Source organism: Streptomyces pratensis (assembly GCF_037137275.1).
Lineage (GTDB): Bacteria > Actinomycetota > Actinomycetes > Streptomycetales > Streptomycetaceae > Streptomyces > Streptomyces pratensis_B.
Map to the genome: position 1 here is coordinate 207723 of NZ_JBBBEN010000092.1, position 25061 is coordinate 232783.

Below are 25061 nucleotides of genomic sequence, written 5' to 3' on the forward strand. Positions count from 1 at the left end.
ACGCCGGGAAGGGGCACGGCCGTTCCCGCTCCTTCCTTCGGCGCGGCCCGGCCGCGCGGGGCGATGAGGCGGCGGCGTTCGTCGCGATCCGCCTGCCGGGAGACCGCCGCCTCATGCCGACGGGCCGCCGTTCCCCGAGGCGACCTGCGGGGATGCGAAAATCACCCCCATGGACGAGATGCGTGCGCGCGAGGTACTGACCGCCGCCGGGCTGCCCGGCACCGCGAAGCTGCTCGCGCTGGGCGAGAACGCGGTGTTCGCCGCCGACGACCTGGTGGTCAAGGTCGGGCGGGACGCCTCCGGCCACCCGGAGCTCCGCGAGCGGGCCGAGAGGGAGGTGGCCCTCGCCGACTGGCTCGCCGCGTCCGGTGTGCCGGCCGTCCGGGCGGCCGAGCGCGGCGCCCGGCTGGTAGAGGGCCATCCGGTGACCCTCTGGCACCGGCTCCCCGACCCCGTGCGCCCCGCCGAGCCGCGCGATCTCGCACCTCTGCTCTCCCTGGTGCACGCGCTGCCCGCCCCACCGGACTTCCCCCTGCCGCGCCGGGAGCTGCTGGGCGGTGTGGAGCGGTGGCTGAGCCTGGCGGGAGAGGCGATCGACCCGGCCGACGCCGACTACCTCCGCGAGCGCCGCGACGGCTTCGCGGCCGCGTCCGCCGCTCTGGTCCCCCGGCTGACGCCTGGTCCGATCCACGGTGACGCGCTCCCGCGCAACGTCCATGTCGGGCCCGAGGGCCCGGTCCTGGTCGACCTGGAGACGTTCTCCGCCGACCTGCGGGAGCACGACCTGGTCGTCCTCGCCCTGTCCCGCGACCGCTACGGGCTGGACGCGGCGGCCTACGACGCCTTCACCTCCGCCTACGGCTGGGACGTACGGGAGTGGGAGGGGTGCGCGGTGCTGCGCGGCGCCCGCGAGACGGCCAGCTGCGCCTGGGTCTCCCAGCACGCCCCGGCCAACCCGAAGGCGCTCGCCGAATTCCGCCGCCGGGTGGCCTCGCTGCGCGACGGCGACACGGAGGTCAGGTGGTATCCCTTCTAGGGGATGCCCCCGGGCCCGGTGCTCACCGGCTGCGCGGGATCATCGGCCAGGACGCCTCGACGACGGCCGCCGGGTCGGCGGTGCGCCGCAGGTAGGCCTGGAGCGAGGCCGACTGCTCTGCCGCCGCCCGGACCTGGAGGGCGTGCAGCTCGGACGGCGGCAGCGTCCCGACGGGCCGGTGGCGCTCCCCCATCCGGCGCACCACGCGCACGGCGGCCACCGCGTCCGCCGTCGCGTCGTGGGCGGCGTCCAGCGTCACCCCGTAGTGGTCGCACAGTGCCTGGAGGGCACGCTTGCCCTTGCGGTACCTGTCGACGTGCTTGTCGATCACCAGCGGATCGATGACGGGCGAGGGCGCGCCGCCCACCCGTTCCTCTACCGACGCCAGCTGGTACCTGCGGCATTCGCGGTCCAGCAGCGAGAGGTCGTAACGCGCGTTCATCACCACCAGCGGGACGCCGGAGCTCAGCACCCCGGCCACCGCGTGGGCGATCTCCTCGACGGACGAGGCGGCCCGGGAGCCGTGCCGGCGGGCGTGGTCGGTGCCGATGCCGTGGATAGCCGACGCCTGCTCAGGTATCGCCACCCCCGGGTCGAGCAGCCAGGTCCGCTGCTCGGCGACCGTGCCGTCCGGCTCCAGCCGGACGAGCGCGGCGGTGACGATCCGGTCGGTCTCGACGTCGGTCCCCGTCGTCTCCAGGTCGAAGCCGACCAGTGTTCCCCGGTGCCAGCTCATCCGGATACCTCCTTCGTGGTGCGCTCCCCCAAGTGATGACCACCCTGCCACGTGCCACTGACAGCACCCCCGGGGCCCCGGAAGCCGCACGGCGCCCGAGTCGGCACGGGCACCCGTGCGGATGCCCGCACGGCCCGTCAGGAAACCGGGCGTGAATCCGTCCAGACCGATTCGAACTCCTCGCGATAGGTCTCGAAGAGACCGTGTTCGCTGTCCTGCCCCGCCCGCACCACCGTGCGCCGGCCGCCGCCGCGCAGCACCAGGACCGGGGCCTCCATGCCCCGGGCGCGCCGCAGGTAGGGCTGGACCACGCCCACGGCGTCCTGGCCGTCGCCGTCCACCAGGTAGGCCGTGAAGCGCGGCGTCTCGTCGAAGACCTGGATCTCGAAGGCCCCCGGGTCGCGGAGTCGGGAGCGCACCCGGCGCATGTGGAGGATGTTCATCTCCACCGACCGGCTCAGCTCCCCCTTCTTGAGGCTCAGCTCCCGCTCCCGTCGGCGGACCGCGCTGCTGGCCGGGTTGATGAACAGCAGACGGACGCGGCAGCCCGACTCGGCGAGCCGGACGAGCCGGCGGCCGGAGAAGTTCTGGACGAGCAGGTTGAGGCCTATCCCGATGGCGTCCAGCCGCCGCGCTCCGCCGAACAGGTCCTCCGCGGGCAGCTGGCGCTGGAGTCTGACCCGGTCGGCGTGGACGGAGACCACGTCGGCGTACCGGTCGCCCACCAACTCCTCCACCGCGTCCACCGGCAGCCGGTCCGCCGCGGGCGCCCCCGCCCCGCTGCCGAGGATGTCCAGGAGGCGGGCGGAGGCGCGTTCGGCCTGGGCGAGGACCGCCTCGTTCAGCGCGCGGTTGCGGGAGACGACGTTGCGCGCGACCTCCAGCTCGTCGAGGGCCAGCTCGACATCGCGCCGGTCGTCGAAGTACGGCTCGAAGCAGGGCCAGTGCTGGACCATCAGTTCGCGCAGCTGCGGCAGCGTCAGGAAGCTGAGGACGTTGTCGTCGGCCGGGTCCAGCAGATAGCCCTTGCGGCGCGAGACCTCGCGGACGGCGACGGCGCGCTGCACCCACTCCTGGCCGGCCGGCCCGGCCGCGGCCACCACCCAGTCATCGCCGTGCACCGGCTCGTAGATCGGCCGGAGCACCGCTGCGACGACGGCCCGCAGCCGCTGTTCGACCAGATTCAGCCAGATATAGGCGCGTCCGGCTCGCTGGGCGCGTGTGCGCACCTCGCCCCAGTCCTCGGCGCCCCAGTCCAGCTCGGCGCCGATCTCCATGGGTTGCGCAAGGGACACCGCCCCGGGCGGCGCATCGCTCGACTCCCCCTCGCGACCTGCGTCACCTGGAGGCAGCTCGAACCCTCCCGAGCTCACCCGCGTACCGCCTTCCACTCCCCCACCCAACGATCAAGGAAGGGTACTCCGGGAGCATGATCCGACGCAGCCCGATGCACAGCGACTTTCCCAACTGTCCGGCCGAAGCGGCTTGTTCCTTTCCGCTGGATCAGGCGGAGTGAGCTGATTCATAGCGGTTGCGCACACCGTCGCGGGGCGGGGTCGGGGCGTGCGCCGTGCGGCGCGTCCCGTAAGCGCGTCCGGGGCGGCGCCGGAGTGTCCGAAGTTGACCGGTACGGCCGACGGGACCCGGCCGCACCGAGCGGCCTCCTAGGCGAGCGCCCCGTTTTCGGGGAGTATCGGGGAATATCGGGCCGAGGAGGCCGCCGCACCCGGATCAGAAGTGGAAGAGTCCTATCTATGCAGGTCCGGCCGGGACACGCGTATCCCCTCGGCGCCACGTACGACGGCGCCGGCACCAACTTCGCGGTCTTCTCCGAGGCCGCCCACCGGATCGAGTTGTGCCTGCTGCACGACGACGGTTCCGAGACGGCGGTGGAGCTCCGCGAGACCGACGCCTTCGTGCGCCACGCCTATCTGCCCGGAGTGATGCCGGGCCAGCGGTACGGCTTCCGGGTGCACGGGCCCTACGAGCCGCAGCGCGGCCAGCGGTGCAACTCCGCGAAGCTGCTGCTGGACCCGTACGCCCGTGCGATCTCGGGGGAGATCGACTGGGGCGAGGCGGTGTACGGCTATCCGTTCGGCCGGCCGGACGGCCGCAACGACCTCGACTCGGCCCCGCACACCATGAGCTCGGTGGTGGTCAACCCGTACTTCGACTGGGGCGACGACCGCCGCCCCCGTACGGACTACCACCGCACGGTGATCTACGAGGCCCACGTGAAGGGCCTGACGATGCTCCACCCGGGTCTGCCGCCCGAGCTGCGCGGCACGTACGCGGGCCTGGCGCATCCGGAGGTGATCGCCCACCTCACCGAACTGGGGGTGACCGCGATCGAACTGATGCCCGTCCACCAGTTCGTACAGGACCACCGGCTGTCGGACGCGGGGCTCGCCAACTACTGGGGTTACAACACCATCGGCTTCTTCGCCCCGCACAACGCGTACGCCTCCTGGGGCGAGCGCGGCGAGCAGGTGCTGGAGTTCAAGCAGGCGGTGAAGGCGCTGCACCAGGCGGGCATCGAGGTCATCCTCGACGTGGTCTACAACCACACGGCCGAGGGCAACCACCTCGGCCCGACGCTCTCCTTCCGGGGCCTCGACAACGCCTCCTACTACCGGCTGACCGACGACCAGCGCTACTACATGGACACCACGGGCACCGGGAACTCCCTGCTCATGAGGTCCCCGCACGTCCTCCAGATGATCATGGACTCGCTGCGGTACTGGGTGACCGAGATGCATGTCGACGGCTTCCGCTTCGACCTGGCGGCCACGCTCGCACGCCAGTTCCACGAGGTGGACCGGCTCTCCTCGTTCTTCGACCTGGTGCAGCAGGACCCGGTGGTCAGCCAGGTGAAGCTGATCGCCGAGCCGTGGGACGTGGGAGAGGGCGGTTACCAGGTCGGCAACTTCCCGCCCCTGTGGACCGAGTGGAACGGCAAGTACCGCGACACGGTCCGCGACCTGTGGCGGGGCGAGCCGCGCACGCTCGCGGAGTTCGCCGGCCGGCTCACCGGCTCCTCCGACCTCTACCAGGACGACGGGCGCCGCCCCCTCGCCTCGATCAACTTCGTCACCTGCCACGACGGCTTCACCCTGCACGACCTCGTCTCGTACGACGAGAAGCACAACGACGCCAACGGCGAGGGCAACCGGGACGGCGAGAGCCACAACCGCTCGTGGAACTGCGGCGCGGAGGGCGACACCCAGGACCCCGGGGTGCTGGAGCTGCGGGCCCGCCAGATGCGGAACTTCATCGCCACGCTGATGCTGTCGCAGGGCGTGCCGATGCTGAGCCACGGCGACGAGTTCGCGCGTACGCAGCGGGGCAACAACAACGCGTACTGCCAGGACAACGAGGTCTCCTGGGTCCACTGGCCCGATCCGGAGAACCCCGGGGACGACGCCCGCCGCGGCCTCCTGGAGTTCACCCGGACGATGGTGTGGCTGCGCCGCGACCACCCGGTCTTCCGGCGCCGCCGCTTCTTCCACGGGCGGCCGGTGGAGGGCACCCACGACGAGCTGTCCGACATCGCCTGGTTCACCCCCGACGGACAGGAGATGACGCAGCAGGACTGGCAGGCGGCCCACGCCAGGGCGATGACCGTGTTCCTCAACGGTCACGCGATCTCCGAGCCGGGGCCGCGCGGGGAGCGCATCCTTGACGACTCGTTCCTGCTGATGTTCAACGCGAGCGCCGAGAGCCTGGAGTTCGCCGTCCCCGTCGGCCACGGGGAACAGTGGCAGGTCGTCGTCGACACCGCCCGGGCCGACGGGACTGCTCCGGGGGGCGGGGCCAAGGTGGCGGAGGGCGAGCGGATCACCCTGGTCGGGCGCAGCCTCGCCGTGCTGAAGCGCCCGGCCTGAGCCCGGGTCGGGCGAGGAGCAGGCCCCGGGGGCTGCCGGCCGGGTCGTTCGGCAGCCGGGTCCGGTGGGGCTCCGGGCAGGGTGAGACGGTCCCGCGCGGTGACACGGAACGCCCCGCGCGGGGTACGTAGGAGTCCATGACGCCCTCCGCCACGTACCGGCTTCAGCTCCAGCCCGACTTCCCCTTCGCCGCAGCCGAGAAGGCGGTGCCCCACCTCGCCGCGCTCGGTGTCTCGCATCTGCACCTGTCACCCGTTCTGGAGGCGGTTCCCGGCTCCCGGCACGGCTACGACGTCGTCGACCACAGCCGGGTCCGCGCGGAGCTGGGCGGCGAGGAGGGGCTGCGGTCCCTCGCTGCGGCGGCCCGGGAGCACGGGCTCGGGCTGGTCGCGGACATCGTGCCGAACCACATGGCGGCCGCGCCCCGGTACAACCGCCGGCTGTGGGAGGTGCTGCGCGAGGGCCCGGCGTCCCCGCACGCCCGCTGGTTCGACGTCGACTGGGCGGCGGGCGGGGACAGGATGCTGCTGCCGGTGCTCGCCGGGCCGCTCGGCGATGAGCTGGGCCGGCTCGCGGTCGAGGGGGGCGTGCTGCGCTACGGCGAGCAGGAGTTCCCGCTGCGGCCGGGGACGGCGGAGCTGCCGCTGCCCGCGCTGCTGGACGCGCAGCACTACCGGCTCTGCTGGTGGCGGCTGGCCCGCACCGAGCTGAACTACCGGCGGTTCTTCACGGTCTCCGAGCTGATCGGGGTGCGCGTCGAGCACCCCGAGGTCTTCGACGCCACCCATGGCAAGATCCTCGAACTGCTGCGCGACGGGGTGCTGGACGGGCTGCGCGTCGATCACCCGGACGGCCTCGCCGACCCGGCCGCCTATCTGGACCGGCTGCACCGGGCCACCGGGGGGCGGTGGACCGTGGTGGAGAAGATCCTCACCGGCGACGAGCGCCTCCCGGCCCACTGGCCGGTCGCGGGGACCACGGGGTACGACGCCCTGCACCGGATCGACGGGCTGTTCACCGACCCCGCCGGCGCGGCGGAGCTGCTCGACCGCTACCGGGAGTTCGCGGGCCCGCCCGGCGACCGCGGCGGCGACTGGGCGGCGACGGTGCGCCGGTCCGCGTACCGGGTGGCGGCCCATGAGCTGGCCGCGGAGACGGCCTGGCTGACCCGGTCGGCGGCGGCCGTCTGCGCCGCCGACCCCACGTTGCGCGACCACGCTCCCTGGGCCCTGCGGACGGCGATCCGGGAGCTGCTGGTCCGGGTGCCCGTCTACCGCCCCTACGTCACGGCGGGCGGACCGGCCGCCCAGGGTGCAGAGGACGCCCTTCCGCAGGCCGCGGTGCAAGGCGCGAAGGCCGTGTTCGCGGTGCCGGAGGAGGCGGCGGCCGTCGACGTCGTACGGGATCTCGCGCTCGGGCGGCTCGGCGAGGGGGAGGAGCGGGCCGCCTTCTGCGCCCGGTTCGCCCAGACCGCGTCCGCGCTGCGCGCGAAGTCGGTGGAGGACACCGCGTTCTACCGGTATGTTCCGCTGGTCTCGGCCAACGAGGTGGGCGGGGACCCGGGGCGGCCCGCGGTGAGCGCGGCCGAGTTCCACGCCTTCGCCGCCCGCATCGCCCGCGACTGGCCCGCTGCCGGTACGGTCCTGACCACGCACGACACCAAGCGCAGCGCCGACGTCCGGGCCCGGATCGCGGTGCTGTCCCAGTGCCCCCGGCGGTGGGCGTCGCTGGTGGCGGAACTGACGGCGGCCACGGCCGTCGCGGCCCCCGACCCCCAGCTGGCGTGGCAGGCCTGGCAGACGGCGTTCGGATGCGCGGACCTGCCCGCAGAGGAACTGGCGGAGCGGCTGACGCCCGCCCTGCTGAAGGCGGTGCGCGAAGCCGGCCTGTTCACGAGCTGGACGGAGCCGGACCCGGCGTACGAGCGGGCGGTGGAGGACTTCCTCGCCGCCGGCCCGGGCAGCGCGTCGGGCCCGGCCCGCACCCGGATCGCCGCGTTCGCCGAGGCGCTGGCTCCGCATGTGCGCGCCCAGGTGCTGGGGGCGGCACTGGTGCAGCTGACGATGCCGGGGGTGCCCGACCTCTACCAGGGCTCGGAGAACACGTACGCGGCGTTGGTCGACCCGGACAACCGGCGGCCGTTCCGGCGGCCCGAGGCCCCCGACGAGAAGCACGCGTTGACGGCGGCCGCGCTGGGGCTGCGGCGCGAGCTGCCGGAGGCTTTCGGGGAGTCGGGGACGTATGCCCCGCTGGCGGCCCGCGGCCCGGCCGCTTCCCACCTGCTGGCGTTCTGCCGGTCGGGCGAGGCAGTCACGGCGGTGACCCGGCTGTCGCTGCGACTGGCCGAGGGCGGTGGCTGGCGGGACACGGTGGTGGAGCTGCCGGCCGAAGGCCCCTGGCAGGACGTGCTGTCGCACGCGCCGGTCCGGGAGTTCCCGGGCGGTGCGGTGGCGGCGGGAGAGCTGTTCGCGCAGCGGCCTGTGGCGCTGCTGCGCCGGGCACGGGCGGTCAGGACGGGCGTACGAGAAGGGTCCGCGGACCTCGGGTGAGCAGCCCGGCGGACACCGGGCGGAAGCCCTCTGCCCAGCGGATGCCGGGCATCGCCGCCAGGAGGGCGCGCAGTCCGTGTTCCGCCTCCAGCCGGCCGAGGAGGCCGGCGGGGCAGCCTGCCGGGCCGGTGAGGAGCGGTTCCGCGTCGGCGCGCAGCGGATCGAACCGGTCGGGCGCGCAGAACCGGGCGGGGTCGCGGCCCGCCGCGCCGATGAGGCAGGCGACCGGCTCCCCGGCGGGCAGCGTGCCGCCGCTGACGGTGACCTCGGTACGGGTGCGGCGCAGCACGATCTGCACCGGCGGGTCGCGGCGCAGCGTCTCGGCCCAGGCCCGGTGGAGCAGCCCCGCGGGCTCCGGCCCGCCGCGCACGGCGGCCAGCAGGTCGGGGGCGTCGAGCATGTTCGCCAGGAACGAGGCGAGGGCCCGCTGGCGGAGCGCGGGATGCTCGGCACAGTCGCCCGTTCCGCCGCCGGGCCCGGGGTGGGAGGCGCCCGGGGGCAGGGCCCTCGGCTCCGGGCGGGAAGGCCCGGCCGCCGCGGCGGCTCCGGCGGGCAGCCACCGGCAGAACTCGGCGACGAGATCCACCCGGTCGCGCCGGGTCACCCGGCGGGCCAGGACGTAGGCGGTCCGTTCGATGGCGCGGGCGCGGGCGGCGGCCGGGCCGGGCGCCGCGGCGTCCCCGGGCAGCGGGGTGCAGACCACGCTGCCGCGGCACAGCCCGAGCGGGGCGGGGAGCGGGCCGCGCGGTGCTCCGTCGTGCGGGTAGCCGGTGAACCGGGGGTCGGTGAGGGCCATGGCGACGTCCGGGTAACGGCTGAGCAGCCAGGCTCCGAGGCCCGGATCGTAGGCGAGGGGGTAGTCGGTGCGCAGCAGGCGGTAGAGCCTCAGCCGGTACGGGTCCGTGGACGCCCCCGGCTCCAGCAGGCTGGGCTGTCGGTCGTCGGGCCGGTGGGGGCGGCGGGCGGCCGGCAGGGATTCGGGGTGGTCGACCGGCATCCTCTGCCCCCTGGGAACGGTGCGCCGACGGCCGACGCGCGTCCTCCCAGCGGACCACCGGCGGGGCCGGACCGCAGTCGGCGTACGGCCGTTCGGGTGAGGATGCGCCGGGCGGGCCCCCGGGGCGGGGCGGGGCGTGGGCGTGCGCCCGGGATGTGACCGAGAAGCGCGCCGAAGGGGCGACGGGATGACCGCGAAGGCTGATCCCGGCGGCCGCGACGGCCCGCCGCGGATCGCCGTGATCACCGCCTGTCGCGCTGGATCCGGCGCCCACCCTGAGAGGGGGGAGGCTGTCAGTGCCCGGCTCCAGCAGGCTCACGCGGGTCGTGCCCCAGGGCCCTCCGTCACGGGCAGGCACTCGGCGAGCAGGTCGACGACGTCACGCCAGGCTCGCTGCGCGTGCCGTGGGTGGTAGCCGACGCCGGGGACCACAGGGTGGCCGACCGTCGGGTGGTGGAAGGCGTGCACCGCGCCGCCGTAGACCGTGAGACGCCAGTCGACGCCCGCGGCCTGCATCTCAGCGGCGAACGCGTGCCGTTGAGCGGGCGGCATGATCGGGTCCTCCGACCCGACCCCGGCCCACACCGGGCAGCGAATGCGCGCCGCCTCGCCCGGTCGGCCCGTGGTCAGCGCGTTGACTGTCCCGATCGCGCGCAGGCCGACGCCGCCGCGCCCGACTTCCAGCCCGACGGCGCCCCCGGTGCCGTAGCCGACGGCGGCGATCCGGTCGGGGTCTGTCCGCGGTTCGGCGCGCAGCACGTCGAGCGCCGCGTGGCCGATGCCCCGCATCCGGTCGGGGTCGGCGAGCAGCGGCAGGCAACGGGCCAGCATCTCCTCCGGGTCGCTCAGATAGCGTCCGCCGTGAAGGTCGAAGGCCAGAGCTGTGTATCCCCGCTCGGCGAGAGCATCGGCCCGGCGCCGCTCGACGTCGCTGAGCCCCATGCCTTCCGGTCCGAGCAGCACCGCGGGCCGGCGGCCGACACCGGCCGGGAGCGCGAGGTGCCCGACCATCGTCAAACCGTCGGCCGGATACTCGACCGTGCGCGTCGTGATCGTCGTCATGGACGGGACTGTAGTGATCGTCGAGCCCGGCCCGGATGGTGTTCTGCCGCTGGCAGATCATCGCGGACATTTCTGGAACACGGCGAGGGCTTACGAGAACCGGCGCCGGGCCCGCTCTGCGCCGACGGCACGGGGCGGGGACGGCCAACGGCCTCAGGCGAGCGGCCGGCCGGCCGGGGCGGTGAGGCGGAAACTCATCCGGCCGAAGCTCACCTGGTCCCCGTCGCGCACCGGGAGGGAGCCGACGAGCCGCTGGCCGTTGACGCAGGTGCCGTTGGTCGAGCCGAGGTCGCGCAGCACCCAGCGGGCTCCCTGAGCGGTGAGTTCGGCGTGCAGCCGGGACACCGTCTCGTGGTTGAGGCGCAGTCCGTTCGCCGGGTCGCGGCCTATGAGCAGCGGATGCGGGCCCGGGGCAGGGAGCAGCAGCCTGGGGAGCCGCTCGGTCTGCCAGGCCCGGCGCAGCTTGCCGGGGAAGGCCGAGATCCCGCCCACGGCGCGGACCAGCCCCTCCGACCAGCGGCCGCCGGCGTCCAGGTCCGCGGTGAGCGCCGCCAGTTCGTCGGGACGACGGGCGACAAGGGCCAGCTCCATGCGCCGCAGGAAGGTGTCGTGCGACAGTTTGCCCTGCGCGGCCCCCTCTCTGAGCACACCGAGGGCACGATCGCGCTGGGCGTCCGACAGCCGCGCGGGGTGCGTGTGGGACTCGAAGGGGGACGTCACGCTGTCGATTGTCGGGCCGAGGGGCCAGAAGTGTCCAGATGGGAGCGCCGCTCCCCGTGCCGGCCGGCGGAGGCGGCCCGCCGAGGGGGGCTCCCGGGGCTGCCGCGCCTGCGCCACGGGAGGACTTCGCGGCTCCGCCGCCGGGCGGCTGACGACCCGTCCGCTGTCCGGCTCCGCCGAACCGGGCCCTGAGCCCGCGCCGGGCGCCGTGTCACCCAGGGACGTGGCCCTCCGGCCGGGGCGCGCTCGCCTCCTTCGCCAGCCAGTCCAGGCGGAGCAGCTGTTCGGCGGGGATCGTGGCGTCCTCGCCGCGCGGGCCCACGTTGAGCAGCACGTTCCCGCCGTCGGCGGCCGTGTCCCGGACCAGTGAGGTGAGCGCTTCCCGGCCGATGAAGGCGTCCGGCTCCGAGGCGCGGTTGTAGCCGAAGGAGTGGTCGACGCCCCGGGTGATCTCGTACGGGTCGCGGCCCGTGTAGCGGGCGTACTCCGGGGTACGGAAGTCGAAGACGGGCGGTGTGCGCGGGACGAAGCCCTGGCCCTGCGCCACCGTCCGGCGGTCCCACCAGTTGTACAGCGCCTTGGCGCCCGGCAGGGTCAGCCCCCGCCAGTGCGGGGCGTAGGGCAGCAGGCGGTCGTTGACGACGCCGTGCGGAACGGTGAAGCGGTAGAAGTCGACCAGCGAGCGGATCTCTGCGGCGGAGGCGGGCCAGGCGATGTCGTTCCAGAGGATGTCGGGGCGGTAGCGGCGGATCAGCTCGCGCACCTGCGCGTCGGCGTAGGCGGGGTAGCGACCGCGCGGGACGGCGGAGAACATGTCGGCGGCGGTGCCGATGGGGCGGGCGTCGAAGGTCCAGTCGAGTCCGCCGGAGTAGTAGACGCCGAAGCGCAGACCCTCGGCCCGTACGGCTTCGGCGAACTCGCCGACCACGTCCCGGGCGGTGTGCCAGCCGGTGCGGTGCGGGTTCGCGGTCGCCGAGGGCCAGAGGCAGAACCCGTCGTGGTGCTTGGTGACGAGGACCGCGTACCCGGCGCCCGCCTCCCGGAAGGCGCGGGCCCAGGCGGCCGGGTCCCAGCCGGTGAGCCCGTCCTCGAAGTCGCGGCCGAACTCCGCGTAGGGGCGGGTGCCGTAGGTGGCGCGGTGGTGGGCGGCGACCGGGGAGCCGGGGAAGCGGAGCGCGTTCTCGTACCACTCGGCGTAGGAGGTCCAGCCCAGCGGCGCACGCCGTCCGGCTGCCGGGAGCCCGGCGGCGGGGACGTGGGGCGGGGCCCAGCCGGGGACGGAGGCGGGTGTCCAGTGAACGAAGATCCCCAGCCGGGCCCGGGACCACCATGAAGCGACCATGGCGGGAAGTATCGATCACTCGGGGGGCGCCGCGTAAGCCCCTTCGACGGCCCGGTTCCGGCGCGGTCCCCCCGCTGCCCGCGCCCCGCGCGGAGCGGGTCGCGGTACCGGGCGGAGGACCGCTTCGGGCACGGGGCGGCCTCCGGCGGCCGTACGTGTGAGCAGAACCAGGACACACGAGCAGATCCTGTATGGAGCGGAACCTCCCCGGGCAATGATCAGGACCAGACCACAGTCGCCGGTGACGGGCCGGTGGCGGAGCCCGTCGCGTGGACCGCGGAGCGTGCCCGCGGGCGACGGGGCGGCCTGCCCAGGGACGAGGAGTGGCGGATGCAGTTCGAGGTGTGGGCCCCCGGGGCGGACTCGGTCGTGCTGGAGGCGGCGGGCGTTCCTCGCCCCATGGAGCGCGATCCGGTGCGCGAGGGGTGGTGGCGCGCCGAGGCGCGGGCGGCCGACGGGGACCGCTACGGGTTCCGGGTGGACGACGGTCCTCTGCTGCCCGACCCGCGGTCGCGGCGCCAACCGGACGGCCCGGACGGCCCGAGCGCGGTCGTCGACCAGGAGGCGTACGCGTGGCGGCACGCGTGGGAGGGGAGGCGGCTGAGCCGGGCGGTCCTGTACGAGCTGCATGTCGGCACGTACACCCGTGAGGGCACGTTCGACGCCGCGGCGGCGCGGCTGGGCCATCTGGCGGAGCTGGGCGTCACCCACGTGTCGCTGATGCCCGTCTGCCCGTTCCCGGGGACCCACGGCTGGGGGTACGAGGGCGTCTCGCTGTGGGCGGTGCACGAGCCGTACGGCGGACCGCGGGGGCTGAAGCGTTTCGTCGACACGGCGCACGGGCTGGGCCTCGGAGTGGTCCTGGACGTCGTCCACAACCACCTCGGCCCGTCCGGCAACCACCTGCCCGCCTTCGGTCCGTACTTCACCGACGCCCACCACACCCCGTGGGGCGCGGCCGTCAACCTGGACGCACCGGGCTCCGACGAGGTGCGGGCCTTCCTGCTGGGCAGCGCGCTGGCCTGGCTGCGCGACTACCGGCTGGACGGGCTGCGCCTGGACGCGGTCCACGCGCTCGCCGACACCCGGGCGCTGACCTTCCTGGAGGAGCTGTCGGCGGCGGTCGACGCGCTCTCCGCCGAGCTGGGCCGGCCGCTCGGCCTGATCGCCGAGTCCGACCTGTGCGACCCGCGCACGACCACTCCGCGCCAGAAGGGCGGCCTGGGCCTGCACGCCCAGTGGAACGACGACTTCCACCACGCGCTGCACACGGCGCTCACCGGCGAGTCCCAGGGCTACTACGCCGACTTCGCCCGCGCCCCGCTGGCCGCCCTCGCCAAGACGGTGACGTCGGGCTTCTTCCACAACGGGACCTACTCCACGTTCCGGGGCCGCACCCACGGACGCCCGGTCGACGTGACGCGCAGCCCGGCGCACCGTTTCGTGGGATACGCCCAGACGCACGACCAGATCGGCAACCGGGCCCTCGGCGACCGGCTCGCCGCGTCCCTCTCCCCCGGTCTGCGGGCGTGCGCCGCCGCCCTCGTGCTGACGGGGCCGTTCACACCGATGCTGTTCATGGGCGAGGAGTGGGGGGCCCTCACTCCGTGGCAGTTCTTCACCGACCACACCGATCCGGAGCTGGCCGAGGCCGTACGCGACGGCAGGCGACGGGAGTTCGCGGCGCACGGGTGGGCAGCCAAGGAGATCCCCGACCCCCAGGACCCGGCGACCCGGGACCGCTCCTGTCTCGACTGGGCGGAGCCGGAGCGCGAGCCGCATGCCCGCCTGCTCGCCTGGCATCGTGAACTGATCGCGTTGCGCCGCATGTTGCCCGATCTCCACGACCCCGACCTCGCGTCGGTGAGGACGGCGTTCGACGAGGAGGCCCGCTGGCTGGCGTACCGCAGGGGCGATCTGCGGGTCGCGGTGAACCTGGCGGACGCCCCGGCCGCGATTCCGCTGGGGTCGGGCCGCCGCCGGGGCGCCGGGCGGGTGCTGGCGGCCTGGGAGCCCGTCCCGGCTCCGGGGGCGGACGGGGTGCTGCACCTGCCGCCCCAGTCGTGCGTGGTGCTGGCGGACGACTGATCCCGCGGGGCGGTCGTCGGCGCGTGCCAGGCAGCGGCGGGCCGTCCCGCTACTCCACGACGGCCAGTTCGCGGGCGGTGGTGTTGAGCCGTCGCCCGCCGTCCTCGGTGACGGCCACGATGTCCTCGATCCGGACGCCGAAGCGGCCCGGGAGGTAGATGCCCGGCTCCACTGAGAAGCACATGCCGGGAACCAGCGGCTGTTCCTCCCCCTCGATCATGTAGGGCGGTTCGTGGGTGGTGACGCCGATGCCGTGGCCGGTGCGGTGGATGAACCGCTCGCCATAGCCGAACTCGGTGATCACCGCACGGGCCGCCCGGTCGATCTCCTGGCAGGCCGCGCCCGGCCGGACGGCGGCGCAGCCCGCCCGCTGGGCCTCGCGGACGATGTCGTGGACCCGCTGCTCCTCGGCGGTCGGCTCGCCCACGTGGACCGTGCGGGAGGTGTCGGAGCCGTAACCGTGCTTCAGGCCTCCGAAGTCGAGGACGACCATGTCGCCGCGCTCGATGGTGCGCTCACCGGCCTCGTGGTGCGGGTTGGCGCCGTTGGGACCGGAGCCGACGACGGTGAAGTCGACCTGGGAGTGCCCGAACTCCCGGAGCAGCGCCGCGAGGTCGGCCGCCACGTCGGTCTCCCGGCGGCCGGAGAAGCGGACCTTCAGGATCTCCTCGTACGTGGCGTCGGCGGCGGCCCCGGCGGCGGTGAGCCGCTCCAGCTCGGCCGCGTCCTTCACCGCGCGGAGCATCGGGAGCGCCTCGGTGAGCGCCGCGTAGGAGGTGTCGGGCAACTTCCGCTGAAGACCGAGCAGATGCATCGCCCAGGTGTTGTCGCTGACGCCGAAGCGGCCCTGGGCGTCCAGCAGCGGCGCGGTCACCGCGTACGCGTCCTTGCCGTCGGTCCAGTCCCGCAGGGTGAGGGCGGGCGCTCCGGTGGCGGCCGCCGCGTCGGGGGCCTCCAGGGTCGGGACCACCAGGACCGGGTCATGCCCGGCCCGCAGCACGAGGAGCGTGAGGCGTTCCGTGCTCACGGGCCGGTAGCCGGTGAGGTGGACGAGGTCGGGTCCCGGCGCGACGATCACCCCGGCGAGGCCGGCCTCTGCGGCGGTCTCGGCGGCCCGCGTCATCCGGGCCCGGTAGTCGTCGGCGGTGAAGGGCGGGGGCGGGGCGGACTGCTGGGCGGACGGGCTCGGGCTGGGCATCAGGACCTCCTGGCGGCGCGGGACGGCACACAGCATCCTGCCCGTCCGGCGGGGCGGACGCGAGCGGGTGACGGGCCGGGCCCGGTCTCCCAGGGCACGGCGGGCCGCCGACCGCGTCCGGCCCTCGGCGCCCGGCGCGTCACAGCCGCACGATGAGAGCGGCCCGGTCACGGCTCCCCTCGACCAGCCGGGCGTTCGCCTCGTCGGACCTGGCCACCCACTCCCGCGCGCGGGAGGGGGGTTTGCCGAACCGCACATGGCGCTCGACAAGCCGGTGGACGCGCTCCTCCGGGTCGATGTCCAGGAACCACGCCTCGTCCAGCAGCCCGCGCACCGGCGCCCAGGGCCCGTCGTCGAGCAGCAGGTAACTGCCCTCGGTGACGACCAGCTCCACGCCGGGCGGCACGGGCAGGGCGCCGGCGACCGGCTCCTCCAGGGCCCGGTCGAAGGCGGGGGCGTACACCGGGTGCACCGGGTCCGGGTCGCGCAGCCGCCGCAGGAGGGCGGCGTACCCGGCCGCGTCGAAGGTGTCGGGCGCGCCCTTGCGGTCCGCGCGGCCGAGGCGGTCCAACTCGGCGGCGGCCAGGTGGAAGCCGTCCATCGGGACGAGGGCGGCGCGGCCGTCCAGGGCCGCGACCAGGCGCTGGGCCAGTGTGGACTTCCCGGCCCCGGGCGGCCCCGCGATGCCCAGGACGCGCCGCCTCCCGGTGTCCGCGAGGGCGCGGGCCCGCTCGATCAGCGCGGCCTGGCCGCCCGTGCTCATGCCGTCCACGATGTCCATACCGAGCATGGTGGGGCGGCGGAGGGCCTCCACGGTAGTGTTACGTATAACGAATGCCGTCGGCGATCGCGCCGGGCGGCCGCGCTCCTTGGGGGAGGACTCCTCGCCATGTCCCGCATCGCCCTGGTCACCCTGGTCGTCCGCGACTACGACGAGGCGCTCGCGTTCTATCGCGACGCGCTCGGATTCGAGCTGGTGGAGGACACCGACCGGGGCGACGGGACCCGCTGGGTGGTGGTGCGCCCGCGCGGCGCGGCCCCCGGCACGGGGCTTCTGCTGGGCCGGGCGAAGGACGAGGCGCAGGCCGCGAGCGTCGGGGCGCAGACCGGCGGCCGGGTCGGCTTCTTCCTGTACACCGAGGACTTCGCGGCCGACCACGAGCGGATGCGCGCGGCCGGGGTGCGGTTCCTGGAGGAACCCCGGCACGAGGCGTACGGCTCGGTGGCGGTCTTCGAGGACCTCTACGGCAACCGCTGGGACCTGTTGCAGCCGGCGTGACCCCGTCGCGGCCCTCCGCACGGCGTGCGGGCCGATCCGGCAGGCCGGGGGCGGTGCTCAGGCCCGTGACAGGCCCGCCTCCCGTACGGCGACCGCCTCCATCGCGTCCAGTACCGGCCGGATCAGCGGGTGGCCCTCCGCCCCCTGCCGCACGGCCGCGAAGACCCGGCGGGTGGGGGCGCTGCCCTCCACCGGGCGGACGACCACGCCGGTCAGCTCCATGCCCCGCAGCGCCGACCTCGGCACCAGGGCCACCCCGGCGTCCGCCCCGGCCAGCGCGACCACGGCGCGAAAGTCGTCCGAGGAGTGTTCGAGCGAGGGGACGAACCCGGCGTACTCGCAGGCCAGGACCACCACGTCATGGCAGGGGTTGCCCGGGTACGGACCGATCCACGGGTCCTTGGCCAGGTCGGCGACCGTCACCTGCTCCTGGCCGGCGAGGCGGTGGGCCACCGGGAGCACCGCGTCGAACGGCTCGGAGTACAGGGGGACCCGGGTGAGGCGCAGGTCGTCCTCCGCGGGCGCGCCCCGGTACTCCACGGCCACCGCCACGTCGACCTGCCTGTCCAGCACCATCGGCACGCTCGCGTCGCCCTCCGCGTCCTGGACCCTGACCCGGATGCCGGGCGCGGTGCGGGCCAGCTCCGCGAGGGCGGGGGCGAGGACGAGCCCGATGCCGGTGGCGAACGCCGCGACGGTGACCGTGCCGGCGACGCCCGCGCTGTAGTCGGCCAGCTCGGCCTCTGCCCGCTCCAGCTGGGCCAGCACCCTGTTCGTGTGGCTCAGCAGGATCTCCCCGGCGGCGGTGAGCCGGGTGCCGCGGGCACCGCGTTCGACGAGGCGGTGGCCGGTCTCCTGCTCCAGGGCGGCGAGCTGCTGGGAGACCGCGGAGGGTGTCAGGTACAACGCCGCGGCGGCCGCGGTCACGGTGCGGTGGTCGGCCACCGCACGGAGGATTCGCAGCCGCCGCGCATCGATCATGCGCCTATTGTCCCAGGTCGCGGCCGATGGCCCCGACAGTGTGCACGCCTCACGCCTCCAGGGCCGCCCGAGCGTCGACGAACGCGTCCACCGCGCGGTTCACGTCGGCGGTGGAGTGCGCGGCGGAGAGCTGGACCCGGATGCGGGCCGCGCCCTGCGGGACGACGGGGTAGGAGAACCCGATCACGTAGACACCGCGCTCCAGGAGCAGCTCCGCCATCCGGCCCGCCTTCGCCGCGTCCCCGATCATGACGGGGGCGATGGCGTGGTCGCCGGGCAGGACGTCGAAGCCCTCCTGGGTCATCCGGGAACGGAAGAGCGCGGTGTTGGCGTTGAGCTGCTCGCGCAGGTCGCCGGCCGACTCCAGCAGGTCGATGACCTTGAGGGAGGCGGCGGCGATGACCGGCGCGAGGGAGTTGGAGAAGAGGTACGGGCGCGAGCGCTGACGCAGCAGGGCGACGATCTCGGCGCGGGCCGCGACGTAACCGCCGGACGCACCGCCGAGCGCCTTGCCGAGTGTGCCCGTGATGATGTCGACCCGGTCCATGACGCCGTGCAGCTCGGGGGTGCCGCGTCCGCCGGGGCCGACGAAGCCGACGGCGTGCGAGTCGTCGACCATGACCATGGCGCCGTAGCGGTCGGCGAGGTCGCAGATCTCCCGGAGCGGGGCGACGTACCCGTCCATGGAGAACACGCCGTCCGTCACGATCAGCCGGCGCCGGGCCCCGGACGCCTCCTTGAGCTGCTGTTCCAGGTCGGCCATGTCGCGGTTGGCGTAGCGCAGGCGCTTCGCCTTGGAGAGCCGGATGCCGTCGATGATGGAGGCGTGGTTGAGGGCGTCGGAGACGACCGCGTCCTCGGGGCCCAGCAGCGTCTCGAAGACGCCGCCGTTGGCGTCGAAGCAGGAGGAGTAGAGGATCGTGTCCTCCTGGCCGAGGAAGGCGGAGAGCCGCTGCTCCAGCTCCTTGTGGACCTCCTGGGTGCCGCAGATGAAGCGGACGGAGGCGAGGCCGTAGCCCCAGCGGTCCAGCGCCTCGTGGGCGGCGGCGACGACCTCGGGGTGGTCGGCCAGGCCCAGGTAGTTGTTGGCGCAGAAGTTGAGCACCTCGCCGGGGCGTCCGCCGGAGGTGACGGCCACGGTCGCGGACTGCGGGGTGCCGATCACCCGCTCGGGCTTGTGCAGTCCGGCGGCCCTGATCTCGTCGAGGGTGGTGCGCAGATCGTCGCGTACGGAGTCGAACATGCCAGATTCCTTAAGCCGTGGGGTCGGAAGGTCAGACGGTCCAGTCGAGGATGACCTTGCCGCCGAGGCCGCTCGCGGCGTCGTCGAAGGCCGCTTCGAAGTCGCGGAATCCGTACCGGCCGGTGATCACGGGCGCGAGGTCGAGGCCGCCCTCCAGCAGGACGGACATGGCGTACCAGGTCTCGTACATCTCCCGGCCGTAGATGCCCTTGATGGTGATCATCGAGGTGACGACGCGGGACCAGTCGACGGCGAACTCCTCTGCGGGCAGGCCGAGCATCGCGATCCGGCCGCCGTGCGTCATGTTCGCGACCATGTCGCGCATCGCCTCGGGGCGGCCGGACATCTCCAGACCGATGTCGAACCCCTCGCGCAGGCCCAGCTCCCGCTGGCCGTCCGCGATGGTGCGGTCCGCGACGTTGAGGGCGAGGCTGACGCCGACCTCGCGGGCGAGGGCGAGTCGGGCCTCGCTGACGTCCGTGATGACGACGTTGCGGGCCCCGGCGTGCCGGGCGACGGCGGCGGCCATGATCCCGATCGGTCCCGCGCCGGTGATCAGGACGTCCTCGCCCACCAGCGGGAAGGAGAGCGCGGTGTGCACGGCGTTGCCGAACGGGTCGAAGATCGCGGCGATGTCGAGGGCGACGGGGGCCCGGTGCACCCACACGTTGGAGGCGGGCAGCGCCACGTACTCGGCGAACGCGCCGTCCCGGCCGACCCCGAGGCCGAGCGTGGAGCGGCAGAGGTGGCGGCGGCCGGCGAGGCAGTTGCGGCACTTGCCGCAGACGAGGTGGCCCTCGCCGCTGACCAGGTCGCCGACCGCGATGTCGGCGACGTCGGAGCCGATCGCGGCGACCTCGCCGACGAACTCGTGGCCGAGGACCAACGGGGTGGTGACCGCCTGCTGGGCCCAGCCGTCGTAGGCGCGGATGTGCAGGTCGGTGCCGCAGATGCCGGTGCGCAGGACCTTGATCAGGACGTCGGTGGAGCCGTACTCCGGCTCCGGCACGTCCATCAGCCACAGTCCGGGTTCGGCCTTCTGCTTGACGAGTGCCTTCACGGCTGCGGCTCCCTGACGTGGTACGCGGTGGTGGACGCCCCCGGGACCGGGACGGGCCAGAAGAGCGCTGCGGCCCGGGCGGTCCTCGGGGTACGGCGGGACGGGACGGAGCGCGCCCTGCGGCTCCACGCGCCGTCCCCGGCCGTCACGGAGCAATCTGCCGCACGGCGGGGCCCCGGGTCCATCGAGGATTTCTTAAGCGCGGCAGCAGGAGTCCTTCACACCTGGCCGTGGGTTCACCGGCCGCTGCCTCGGCCCGCTCCTGCCGCCGGGCCCGCGCCGGCCGGCCTGGTGCCGTGCCGACACGCCCTTGCGCGCCTACACGTCGGCGTACGGGCCGAGGAAGCGGGGGCGGCCGTCCTCGATCCGGTAGAGGAAGATCCCGTTCTCGTAGCGCACCTGGCGGATCGAGGGGCGGAAGGCGAGCGTGCGCACGATGCCGCGGTGCTCGGTGCGCAGGAGCCGCCGGGCCAGGCCGCTGCGCACCTCCCCGGAGGCGCTGGTGGCTCCTGCGGCGCGGGCGATCAGTCCGACGGCGTCGTACGCCTCGGCGGCCCAGGTGGCGGGCGGCGCGCCGAAGCGCGCCCGGTGAGCGGCGGTGAACGCGCGGGCGGAGGGGAGCGCCGCGGGGTCTGCGTACGCCTCGGCGAAGACCCAGCCGTCGGCGGCCTTCCCTGCTCCGGTGAGGAAGGCGGGTCCGAGGGCGGGCCCGGCGGCGATCCGGGTGCCGGTGAACCCCTCGGCCGCCAGCGCGGTGGCCAGGCGGGCGGTCCGGGACGCGTCGCCGCCCGCCAGTACGAGGGCGTCCGCCTTGCTGGTGACGGCTTCGCGGGCCGCCGCACCGAAGCCCGCGTCCCCCCGGGGCAGGGTGTGCGCGATGAGCGTGGCGCCGGCCGGGACGGCGTTGCGGAAGGCGCTGCCCAGCTCCCCGCCGAGGCCGGGTCCGGCCGTGTCCTGCACGAGGAGGATGCGCTCGGCGGGACGGGTGTGGGCGACGTAGCTGATGAGACCGGGGGTGAGCATGCGGTCGAACGGGCGGGTCACACAGAAATGGAGGCCCGTCTCGGACTCGGCGGCCGCGGAGCCGGCCGCGACGACGACCACGGCGAGCCGCGCCTCGCCGTACCGCCGGACGACGTCCTCGTCCAGCACGTCGCCGGTCGGCCCGACCGCCGCGATGACGTCGGGGTCGGCCCCCAGCAGCTCGGCCGCCCGCAGCGCCCGCCGCCGGTCCCCGGCGTCGTCCTCGGTCCGCAGGGCGAGCCGGAACTCCGTGCCGGTACGGGCGTTGTGATCGGCGACCGCGAGCTGGACGCCGCGCTCGTGGGCCAGCCCGGCGTCCCGGCCGGGGCCGCTGAGGTCGGCGTGGAGCCCGATCGTGTACGTGGGTTCTCGGCCGGCGCCCGCGGGGGAGCCGCCTCCCCCGGTGGACCGCCGCCGCCCGGCGATCCACGCCGCGGTGGAGCCTCCGGTCACGAGGACGGCTCCGGCGGCGCCTGCGGTCAGCAGCCTCCGCCGGGAGAGGCCGGCCGACGGCTCCGCCTGCCCGCCCTCTTCGGGGGCGGGGGCGGCGGTCAGCGGCTCGGGGTCCGGCAGCGCGAGGGCGGCCGCGGACCGCTCCGCGATCAGCGCGGGAAGACCGGGGGGCGGCGCCCAGGCCCCCGGGGCCGGGGCGGCGTCCGGCTCCGCCCCGGTGGCCCCGCCCCGGGCGGCCGGTGAAGCCCCCTCCGAGACACCCTGCTCCCGGGCCGCCCCCGGGGCCCCGCCCCCGGGCGCCTTGCCGGGCGCCCCACTCCGGGCCGCCCCCGGGGCCCAGGCCTCGCGGGGGTCGGGCGTCCGGCGCCGGGCCGGCCCGGGCGGGTCCCGGTCGTCCCCCCCGGCCGTCTCCAGGGCGGGGCCGATCCGGCGCGCGGGCGGCCTGGCGGCCGGGTCCTTGTCCAGGCAGGCGGTGACGAGAGGCAGCAGCGCGGACGGCAGGCCCGTCAGGTCCGGCTCCTCGTGGACCGTGCGGAACAGGACGCCCGCGCCGCCGCCCTCGCCGAACGGCCGCCGGCCCGTCGCCGCGTACACCAGGACGCAGCCGAGCGAGAACACGTCGCACGCCGGGCCCGGCGGCCCGGCCGACGCCTGCTCCGGGGCGAGGTAGCCGGGCGTGCCGATCACCGCGTCGGTGGCGGTGAGCGCGGTGGCTCCCCCGTGGCGGGCGATCCCGAAGTCGATGAGGCGGGGGCCGTCGAGGGCGAGCAGCACGTTGCCGGGCTTCACATCGCGGTGGATCAACCCGGTCGCGTGCAGCGAGGCGAGCGCCGCGGCCAGTCGGCTCCCGAGCGCCCGCACCGTGGCGGGCGGCAGCGGGCCCCCGGCCCCGACCACCTCGCCGAGCGAGGGGGCCGGGACGAAGGCGGTGGCCAGCCACGGGGCGGGCGCCTCGGTGTCCGCGCCGAGCACCGGCACGACCCACGGGCCGCTGACCCGGGCGGCGGCCTCAGCCTCGCGTCGGAAGCGGGCACGGTAGCCGGGGTCGGCGGCGTGCTCGGCGCGGATCACCTTGACGGCGGCGAGCGCCCCGCCCTCCGAGCGCCCCAGGTAGACCACGCCCATGCCGCCCGCGCCGAGCCGGGCGAGCGGACGGTACGGGCCGACGGCGCGGGGGTCCTCTGCGGTGAGGGGCCGCATGGTCAGCTCTCGGCCTTCGGGGCCGGGCCGAGGTAGCGCGGGCGTCCGTCCTCCACCCGGTACAGATAGGCGTCCTGGCCGACGAGTTGCTGCCGCTCCTCGTCGAACGCGTAGGTGCGGGAGACCCCTTCGTACCGGGTGGCGGCGATCGCGGCGGTGAGCTCGAAACGGGTGGGACGGCCGTCGCCGGAGGGCTGCTCGCTCGGGGCGCGGCTGCGCCCGCCGCCCGGCTTCCGGCTCTTCGCCGTCCGGCCGGCCAGGGCGGCCAGTTCGCGGGCGACGAGCCCGGCGACGTCGTACGCCTCGGCGGCCCAGGCGGCGGGGGCCGCACCGAACCGTTTGCGGTGGGCCGCGGTGAACGCGGTGGCGGCGGGCGCACTCGCGTCGGTGAACGGAGCGACGAACTCCCAGTCTTCGGCGGCCTCACCCGCGCCCTCGACGAACTCGGGCCCCATGGCGGTGTGCTGGGCCATGCGGGGCCCGTCGAAGGGGGTCGCCGCCAGAGCGAGGGCGGCGCGGGCGGCGCCGGCCGCGTCCCCGGCGTAGAAGAGGGCGTCGGCGCGGTGGTCGAGGAAGTCCTGGATCACCGGCGCGAGTTCGCTGGTCCCGGCCGGCACCACCCGGGGGTGTGTGGTGGCGTCGGTGAGGTTGGGCGTCATCAGGTTCGTCGCGTAGCCCGCCTGGTAGGCCGCCTGTCCGCCGGACCGGTCGATCAGGACGCCCAGCCGCTCGACGCCGGGGCGCAGCAGGAGCCGGCGGACGATGGGTATCGAGAGGGAGGCGTAGGAGGGTCCGGCCTGGAAGAGCGAGCCGTTGACCCGGGGCAGGAAGGTGATCTGGAGGGCCGACACCGTCAGCACCGGCAGGGCCGCCTCGTCGTACATGGACAGCGCCGCCGCGGTCGTGGCGTCGCCCGTGGGGCCGATGACCGCGAGGATCTCCGGGTCGCGGGAGAACTCCTCGGCCACGCGGGCGGAGCGGGCGGTGTCCCCCGCGTCGTCGAGGACCTTCACGGCGAGCCGGAAGGACTGGTTCTCCAGCGAGTTGAAGCGCTCGACGGCGAGCCGGACACCGCGCTCCTGGGCCCGCCCGGCCGCACGCTGGGCCCCCGTCAGGTCGGCGTGTACGCCGATGATCCAACGGCGGCCCGCGGGAGCGCCGTTGGAGCCGTCGCCGGGCACATCGGCGCCCAGTCGCACGGCGGCGAAGGCGCTCGCCCCGAGGGCCACCGCGCCGCCCGCCGCGAGGGCGAGGAACCGGCGGCGGCCGGAGGCGGGCTCCGGGGCGGGCCGTTCGACGACGGTGGCGTCGATGCCGGGCAGCGCCAGCAGGTCGGCGGCCCGGTCCGCGATCATCCGGACGACGTCCTCGGGCAGCCAGTCAGCTCCCTCCCCGGTCGGCACGTCCTCCGTGATCAGCCTGTCCAGATCGGCCGCGGCCGGCCGGGCGGCGGGGTCCTTGGCGAGGCAGCGCTCCAGCACGACGCGCAACGCCGGCGCCTCGATGCCGTCGAGGTCCGGTGCGTCGTGGACGGTGCGGTAGAGCAGGGCGTCGACGGCTCCGCTGCCGAAGGGCGGCCGGCCCGTGGCCGCGTACGCGAGCAGGCAGCCGAGCGAGAAGACGTCGCCCGCGGCCCCCGCCGGGTCACCGGACGCCTGTTCGGGCGGGAGGAAGCCCGGGGTGCCGACGACGATCCCGGTGCCGGTCAGGGCGGTGGCGTCGGCGGCGCGGGCGATCCCGAAGTCGATCAGCCGGGGGCCGCGGGCGGCGAGGAGGACGTTGCCCGGTTTGACGTCGCGGTGGACGAGTCCGGCGGCGTGCACGGCGCTCAGCGCGCGGGAGAGCAGCCTGCCGAGGACCATGACGCTGCGCACGGGCAGCGGCCCGTAGCGGACGATCACGTCGGACAGCGCGGGCCCGGGGACGAACTCCGTCGCGAGCCAGGGCTGTGCGGCCCCGGTGTCCGCGCCGGTGACGGGCACGGCCCAGGGGCTGTCCACCCGGCGGGCGGCCTCCACCTCGCGGCGGAAGCGGGTCCTGAAGTCCTCGTCCCCGGCGTACTCGGGGAGTATCACCTTGATGGCGGCGAGCGCTCCGGCGTCGGTGCGTCCGAGGTAGACGACGCCCATGCCGCCTGTCCCGAGGCGTCCCAGGAGCCGGTGTCCGCCGATGCGGGCGGGGTCGGTCGGCCGCAGGTCGTCCATCGTCCG

18 protein-coding genes are annotated in these 25061 nt (G+C 74.9%); 5 read left to right on the forward strand and 13 right to left on the reverse strand.

The annotated features are described in order from the left end of the window. Positions 1-169 precede the first annotated feature (169 nt). Positions 170-1036 (forward strand): phosphotransferase enzyme family protein, encoded by an 867-nt coding sequence (locus V9U70_RS17820; protein WP_336676399.1) that lies wholly within the window; start codon positions 170-172, stop codon positions 1034-1036. Between the two features lie 22 nt (positions 1037-1058). Here the strand turns inward: V9U70_RS17820 and V9U70_RS17825 are convergent, their stop codons facing one another. Beyond that, on the reverse strand, positions 1059-1772 hold the full coding sequence (locus tag V9U70_RS17825) for a 3'-5' exonuclease (protein WP_336676401.1): 714 nt from the start codon (positions 1770-1772) through the stop codon (positions 1059-1061). Positions 1773-1909: 137 nt separating this feature from the next. After that, on the reverse strand, positions 1910-3145 hold the full coding sequence (locus tag V9U70_RS17830; protein WP_336676403.1) for an SAV2148 family HEPN domain-containing protein: 1236 nt from the start codon (positions 3143-3145) through the stop codon (positions 1910-1912). Between the two features lie 381 nt (positions 3146-3526). On the opposite strand from V9U70_RS17830, the gene glgX reads away from it, so the two are divergent. Then, a complete protein-coding gene (gene glgX, locus V9U70_RS17835; RefSeq protein ID WP_336676405.1) occupies positions 3527-5656 on the forward strand; it encodes a glycogen debranching protein GlgX in 2130 nt (709 codons plus the stop codon). A gap of 137 nt (positions 5657-5793) precedes the next feature. Further along, positions 5794-8205, forward strand: a complete 2412-nt coding sequence (treY, locus tag V9U70_RS17840) for a malto-oligosyltrehalose synthase (protein WP_336676407.1) — start codon at positions 5794-5796, stop codon at positions 8203-8205. Here treY and V9U70_RS17845 read toward each other — a convergent pair. The 4 genes from V9U70_RS17845 to V9U70_RS17860 form a co-directional block, all read right to left on the reverse strand. Continuing rightward, positions 8165-9202, reverse strand: a complete 1038-nt coding sequence (locus tag V9U70_RS17845; RefSeq protein WP_336676408.1) for a cytochrome P450 — start codon at positions 9200-9202, stop codon at positions 8165-8167. The two genes, treY and V9U70_RS17845, sit on opposite strands and share 41 nt — an antisense overlap. A 315-nt stretch (positions 9203-9517) precedes the next feature. Beyond that, positions 9518-10264: a dienelactone hydrolase family protein gene (locus tag V9U70_RS17850; RefSeq protein WP_336676410.1), complete on the reverse strand. Its 747-nt coding sequence runs from the start codon at positions 10262-10264 to the stop codon at positions 9518-9520. 153 nt (positions 10265-10417) lie between these two features. Beyond that, a complete protein-coding gene (locus tag V9U70_RS17855; protein WP_336676412.1) occupies positions 10418-10984 on the reverse strand; it encodes a DUF1707 and FHA domain-containing protein in 567 nt (188 codons plus the stop codon). A 211-nt stretch (positions 10985-11195) separates the two neighbouring features. After that, a complete protein-coding gene (locus tag V9U70_RS17860; RefSeq protein ID WP_336676415.1) occupies positions 11196-12326 on the reverse strand; it encodes an alpha-L-fucosidase in 1131 nt (376 codons plus the stop codon). Positions 12327-12656: 330 nt separating this feature from the next. Here V9U70_RS17860 and treZ point away from each other — a divergent pair, with 330 nt between their 5' ends. Continuing rightward, positions 12657-14414, forward strand: a complete 1758-nt coding sequence (gene treZ / locus V9U70_RS17865) for a malto-oligosyltrehalose trehalohydrolase (RefSeq protein ID WP_336676417.1) — start codon at positions 12657-12659, stop codon at positions 14412-14414. 49 nt (positions 14415-14463) lie between these two features. Here the strand turns inward: treZ and V9U70_RS17870 are convergent, their stop codons facing one another. Then, positions 14464-15612, reverse strand: a complete 1149-nt coding sequence (locus tag V9U70_RS17870) for an aminopeptidase P family protein (protein WP_336676418.1) — start codon at positions 15610-15612, stop codon at positions 14464-14466. 139 nt (positions 15613-15751) lie between these two features. Continuing rightward, on the reverse strand, positions 15752-16393 hold the full coding sequence (locus tag V9U70_RS17875) for a nucleoside/nucleotide kinase family protein (protein ID WP_336676419.1): 642 nt from the start codon (positions 16391-16393) through the stop codon (positions 15752-15754). 108 nt (positions 16394-16501) lie between these two features. On the opposite strand from V9U70_RS17875, the gene V9U70_RS17880 reads away from it, so the two are divergent. Continuing rightward, complete coding sequence (locus tag V9U70_RS17880) at positions 16502-16891, forward strand: VOC family protein (RefSeq protein ID WP_336676420.1); 390 nt, start codon at positions 16502-16504, stop codon at positions 16889-16891. A 57-nt stretch (positions 16892-16948) separates the two neighbouring features. On the opposite strand, the gene V9U70_RS17885 is transcribed toward V9U70_RS17880, so the two are convergent. The 5 genes from V9U70_RS17885 to V9U70_RS17905 form a co-directional block, all read right to left on the reverse strand. Further along, the gene (locus V9U70_RS17885) at positions 16949-17872 is read right to left on the reverse strand and encodes a LysR family transcriptional regulator (RefSeq protein WP_336676421.1); all 924 of its coding nucleotides are present in this window, start codon (positions 17870-17872) and stop codon (positions 16949-16951) included. Between the two features lie 49 nt (positions 17873-17921). Next, on the reverse strand, positions 17922-19115 hold the full coding sequence (locus V9U70_RS17890) for a glycine C-acetyltransferase (protein ID WP_336676423.1): 1194 nt from the start codon (positions 19113-19115) through the stop codon (positions 17922-17924). A 31-nt stretch (positions 19116-19146) separates the two neighbouring features. Beyond that, entirely contained in the window at positions 19147-20175 is a 1029-nt protein-coding gene (gene tdh / locus V9U70_RS17895) for an L-threonine 3-dehydrogenase (RefSeq protein WP_336676425.1), read from the reverse strand. Positions 20176-20493: 318 nt separating this feature from the next. Further along, positions 20494-22851, reverse strand: a complete 2358-nt coding sequence (locus tag V9U70_RS17900) for a bifunctional serine/threonine-protein kinase/ABC transporter substrate-binding protein (RefSeq protein WP_336676427.1) — start codon at positions 22849-22851, stop codon at positions 20494-20496. A gap of 2 nt (positions 22852-22853) precedes the next feature. Then, the gene (locus V9U70_RS17905; protein WP_336676429.1) at positions 22854-25055 is read right to left on the reverse strand and encodes a bifunctional serine/threonine-protein kinase/ABC transporter substrate-binding protein; all 2202 of its coding nucleotides are present in this window, start codon (positions 25053-25055) and stop codon (positions 22854-22856) included. Positions 25056-25061 lie beyond the last annotated feature (6 nt).

Bases quoted from the DNA above. Each gene is read 5' to 3' on its own strand.
- V9U70_RS17820 (WP_336676399.1), top strand. From the start codon at position 170: ATGGACGAGATGCGTGCGCGCGAGGTACTGACCGCCGCCGGGCTGCCC.
- V9U70_RS17825 (WP_336676401.1), bottom strand. From the start codon at position 1,772: ATGAGCTGGCACCGGGGAACACTGGTCGGCTTCGACCTGGAGACGACG.
- glgX (WP_336676405.1), top strand. From the start codon at position 3,527: ATGCAGGTCCGGCCGGGACACGCGTATCCCCTCGGCGCCACGTACGAC.
- treY (WP_336676407.1), top strand. From the start codon at position 5,794: ATGACGCCCTCCGCCACGTACCGGCTTCAGCTCCAGCCCGACTTCCCC.
- V9U70_RS17845 (WP_336676408.1), bottom strand. From the start codon at position 9,202: ATGCCGGTCGACCACCCCGAATCCCTGCCGGCCGCCCGCCGCCCCCAC.
- V9U70_RS17850 (WP_336676410.1), bottom strand. From the start codon at position 10,264: ATGACGACGATCACGACGCGCACGGTCGAGTATCCGGCCGACGGTTTG.
- V9U70_RS17860 (WP_336676415.1), bottom strand. From the start codon at position 12,326: ATGGTCGCTTCATGGTGGTCCCGGGCCCGGCTGGGGATCTTCGTTCAC.
- treZ (WP_336676417.1), top strand. From the start codon at position 12,657: ATGCAGTTCGAGGTGTGGGCCCCCGGGGCGGACTCGGTCGTGCTGGAG.
- V9U70_RS17870 (WP_336676418.1), bottom strand. From the start codon at position 15,612: ATGCCCAGCCCGAGCCCGTCCGCCCAGCAGTCCGCCCCGCCCCCGCCC.
- V9U70_RS17875 (WP_336676419.1), bottom strand. From the start codon at position 16,393: ATGGACATCGTGGACGGCATGAGCACGGGCGGCCAGGCCGCGCTGATC.
- V9U70_RS17880 (WP_336676420.1), top strand. From the start codon at position 16,502: ATGTCCCGCATCGCCCTGGTCACCCTGGTCGTCCGCGACTACGACGAG.
- V9U70_RS17885 (WP_336676421.1), bottom strand. From the start codon at position 17,872: ATGATCGATGCGCGGCGGCTGCGAATCCTCCGTGCGGTGGCCGACCAC.
- V9U70_RS17890 (WP_336676423.1), bottom strand. From the start codon at position 19,115: ATGTTCGACTCCGTACGCGACGATCTGCGCACCACCCTCGACGAGATC.
- V9U70_RS17900 (WP_336676427.1), bottom strand. From the start codon at position 22,851: ATGCGGCCCCTCACCGCAGAGGACCCCCGCGCCGTCGGCCCGTACCGT.
- V9U70_RS17905 (WP_336676429.1), bottom strand. From the start codon at position 25,055: ATGGACGACCTGCGGCCGACCGACCCCGCCCGCATCGGCGGACACCGG.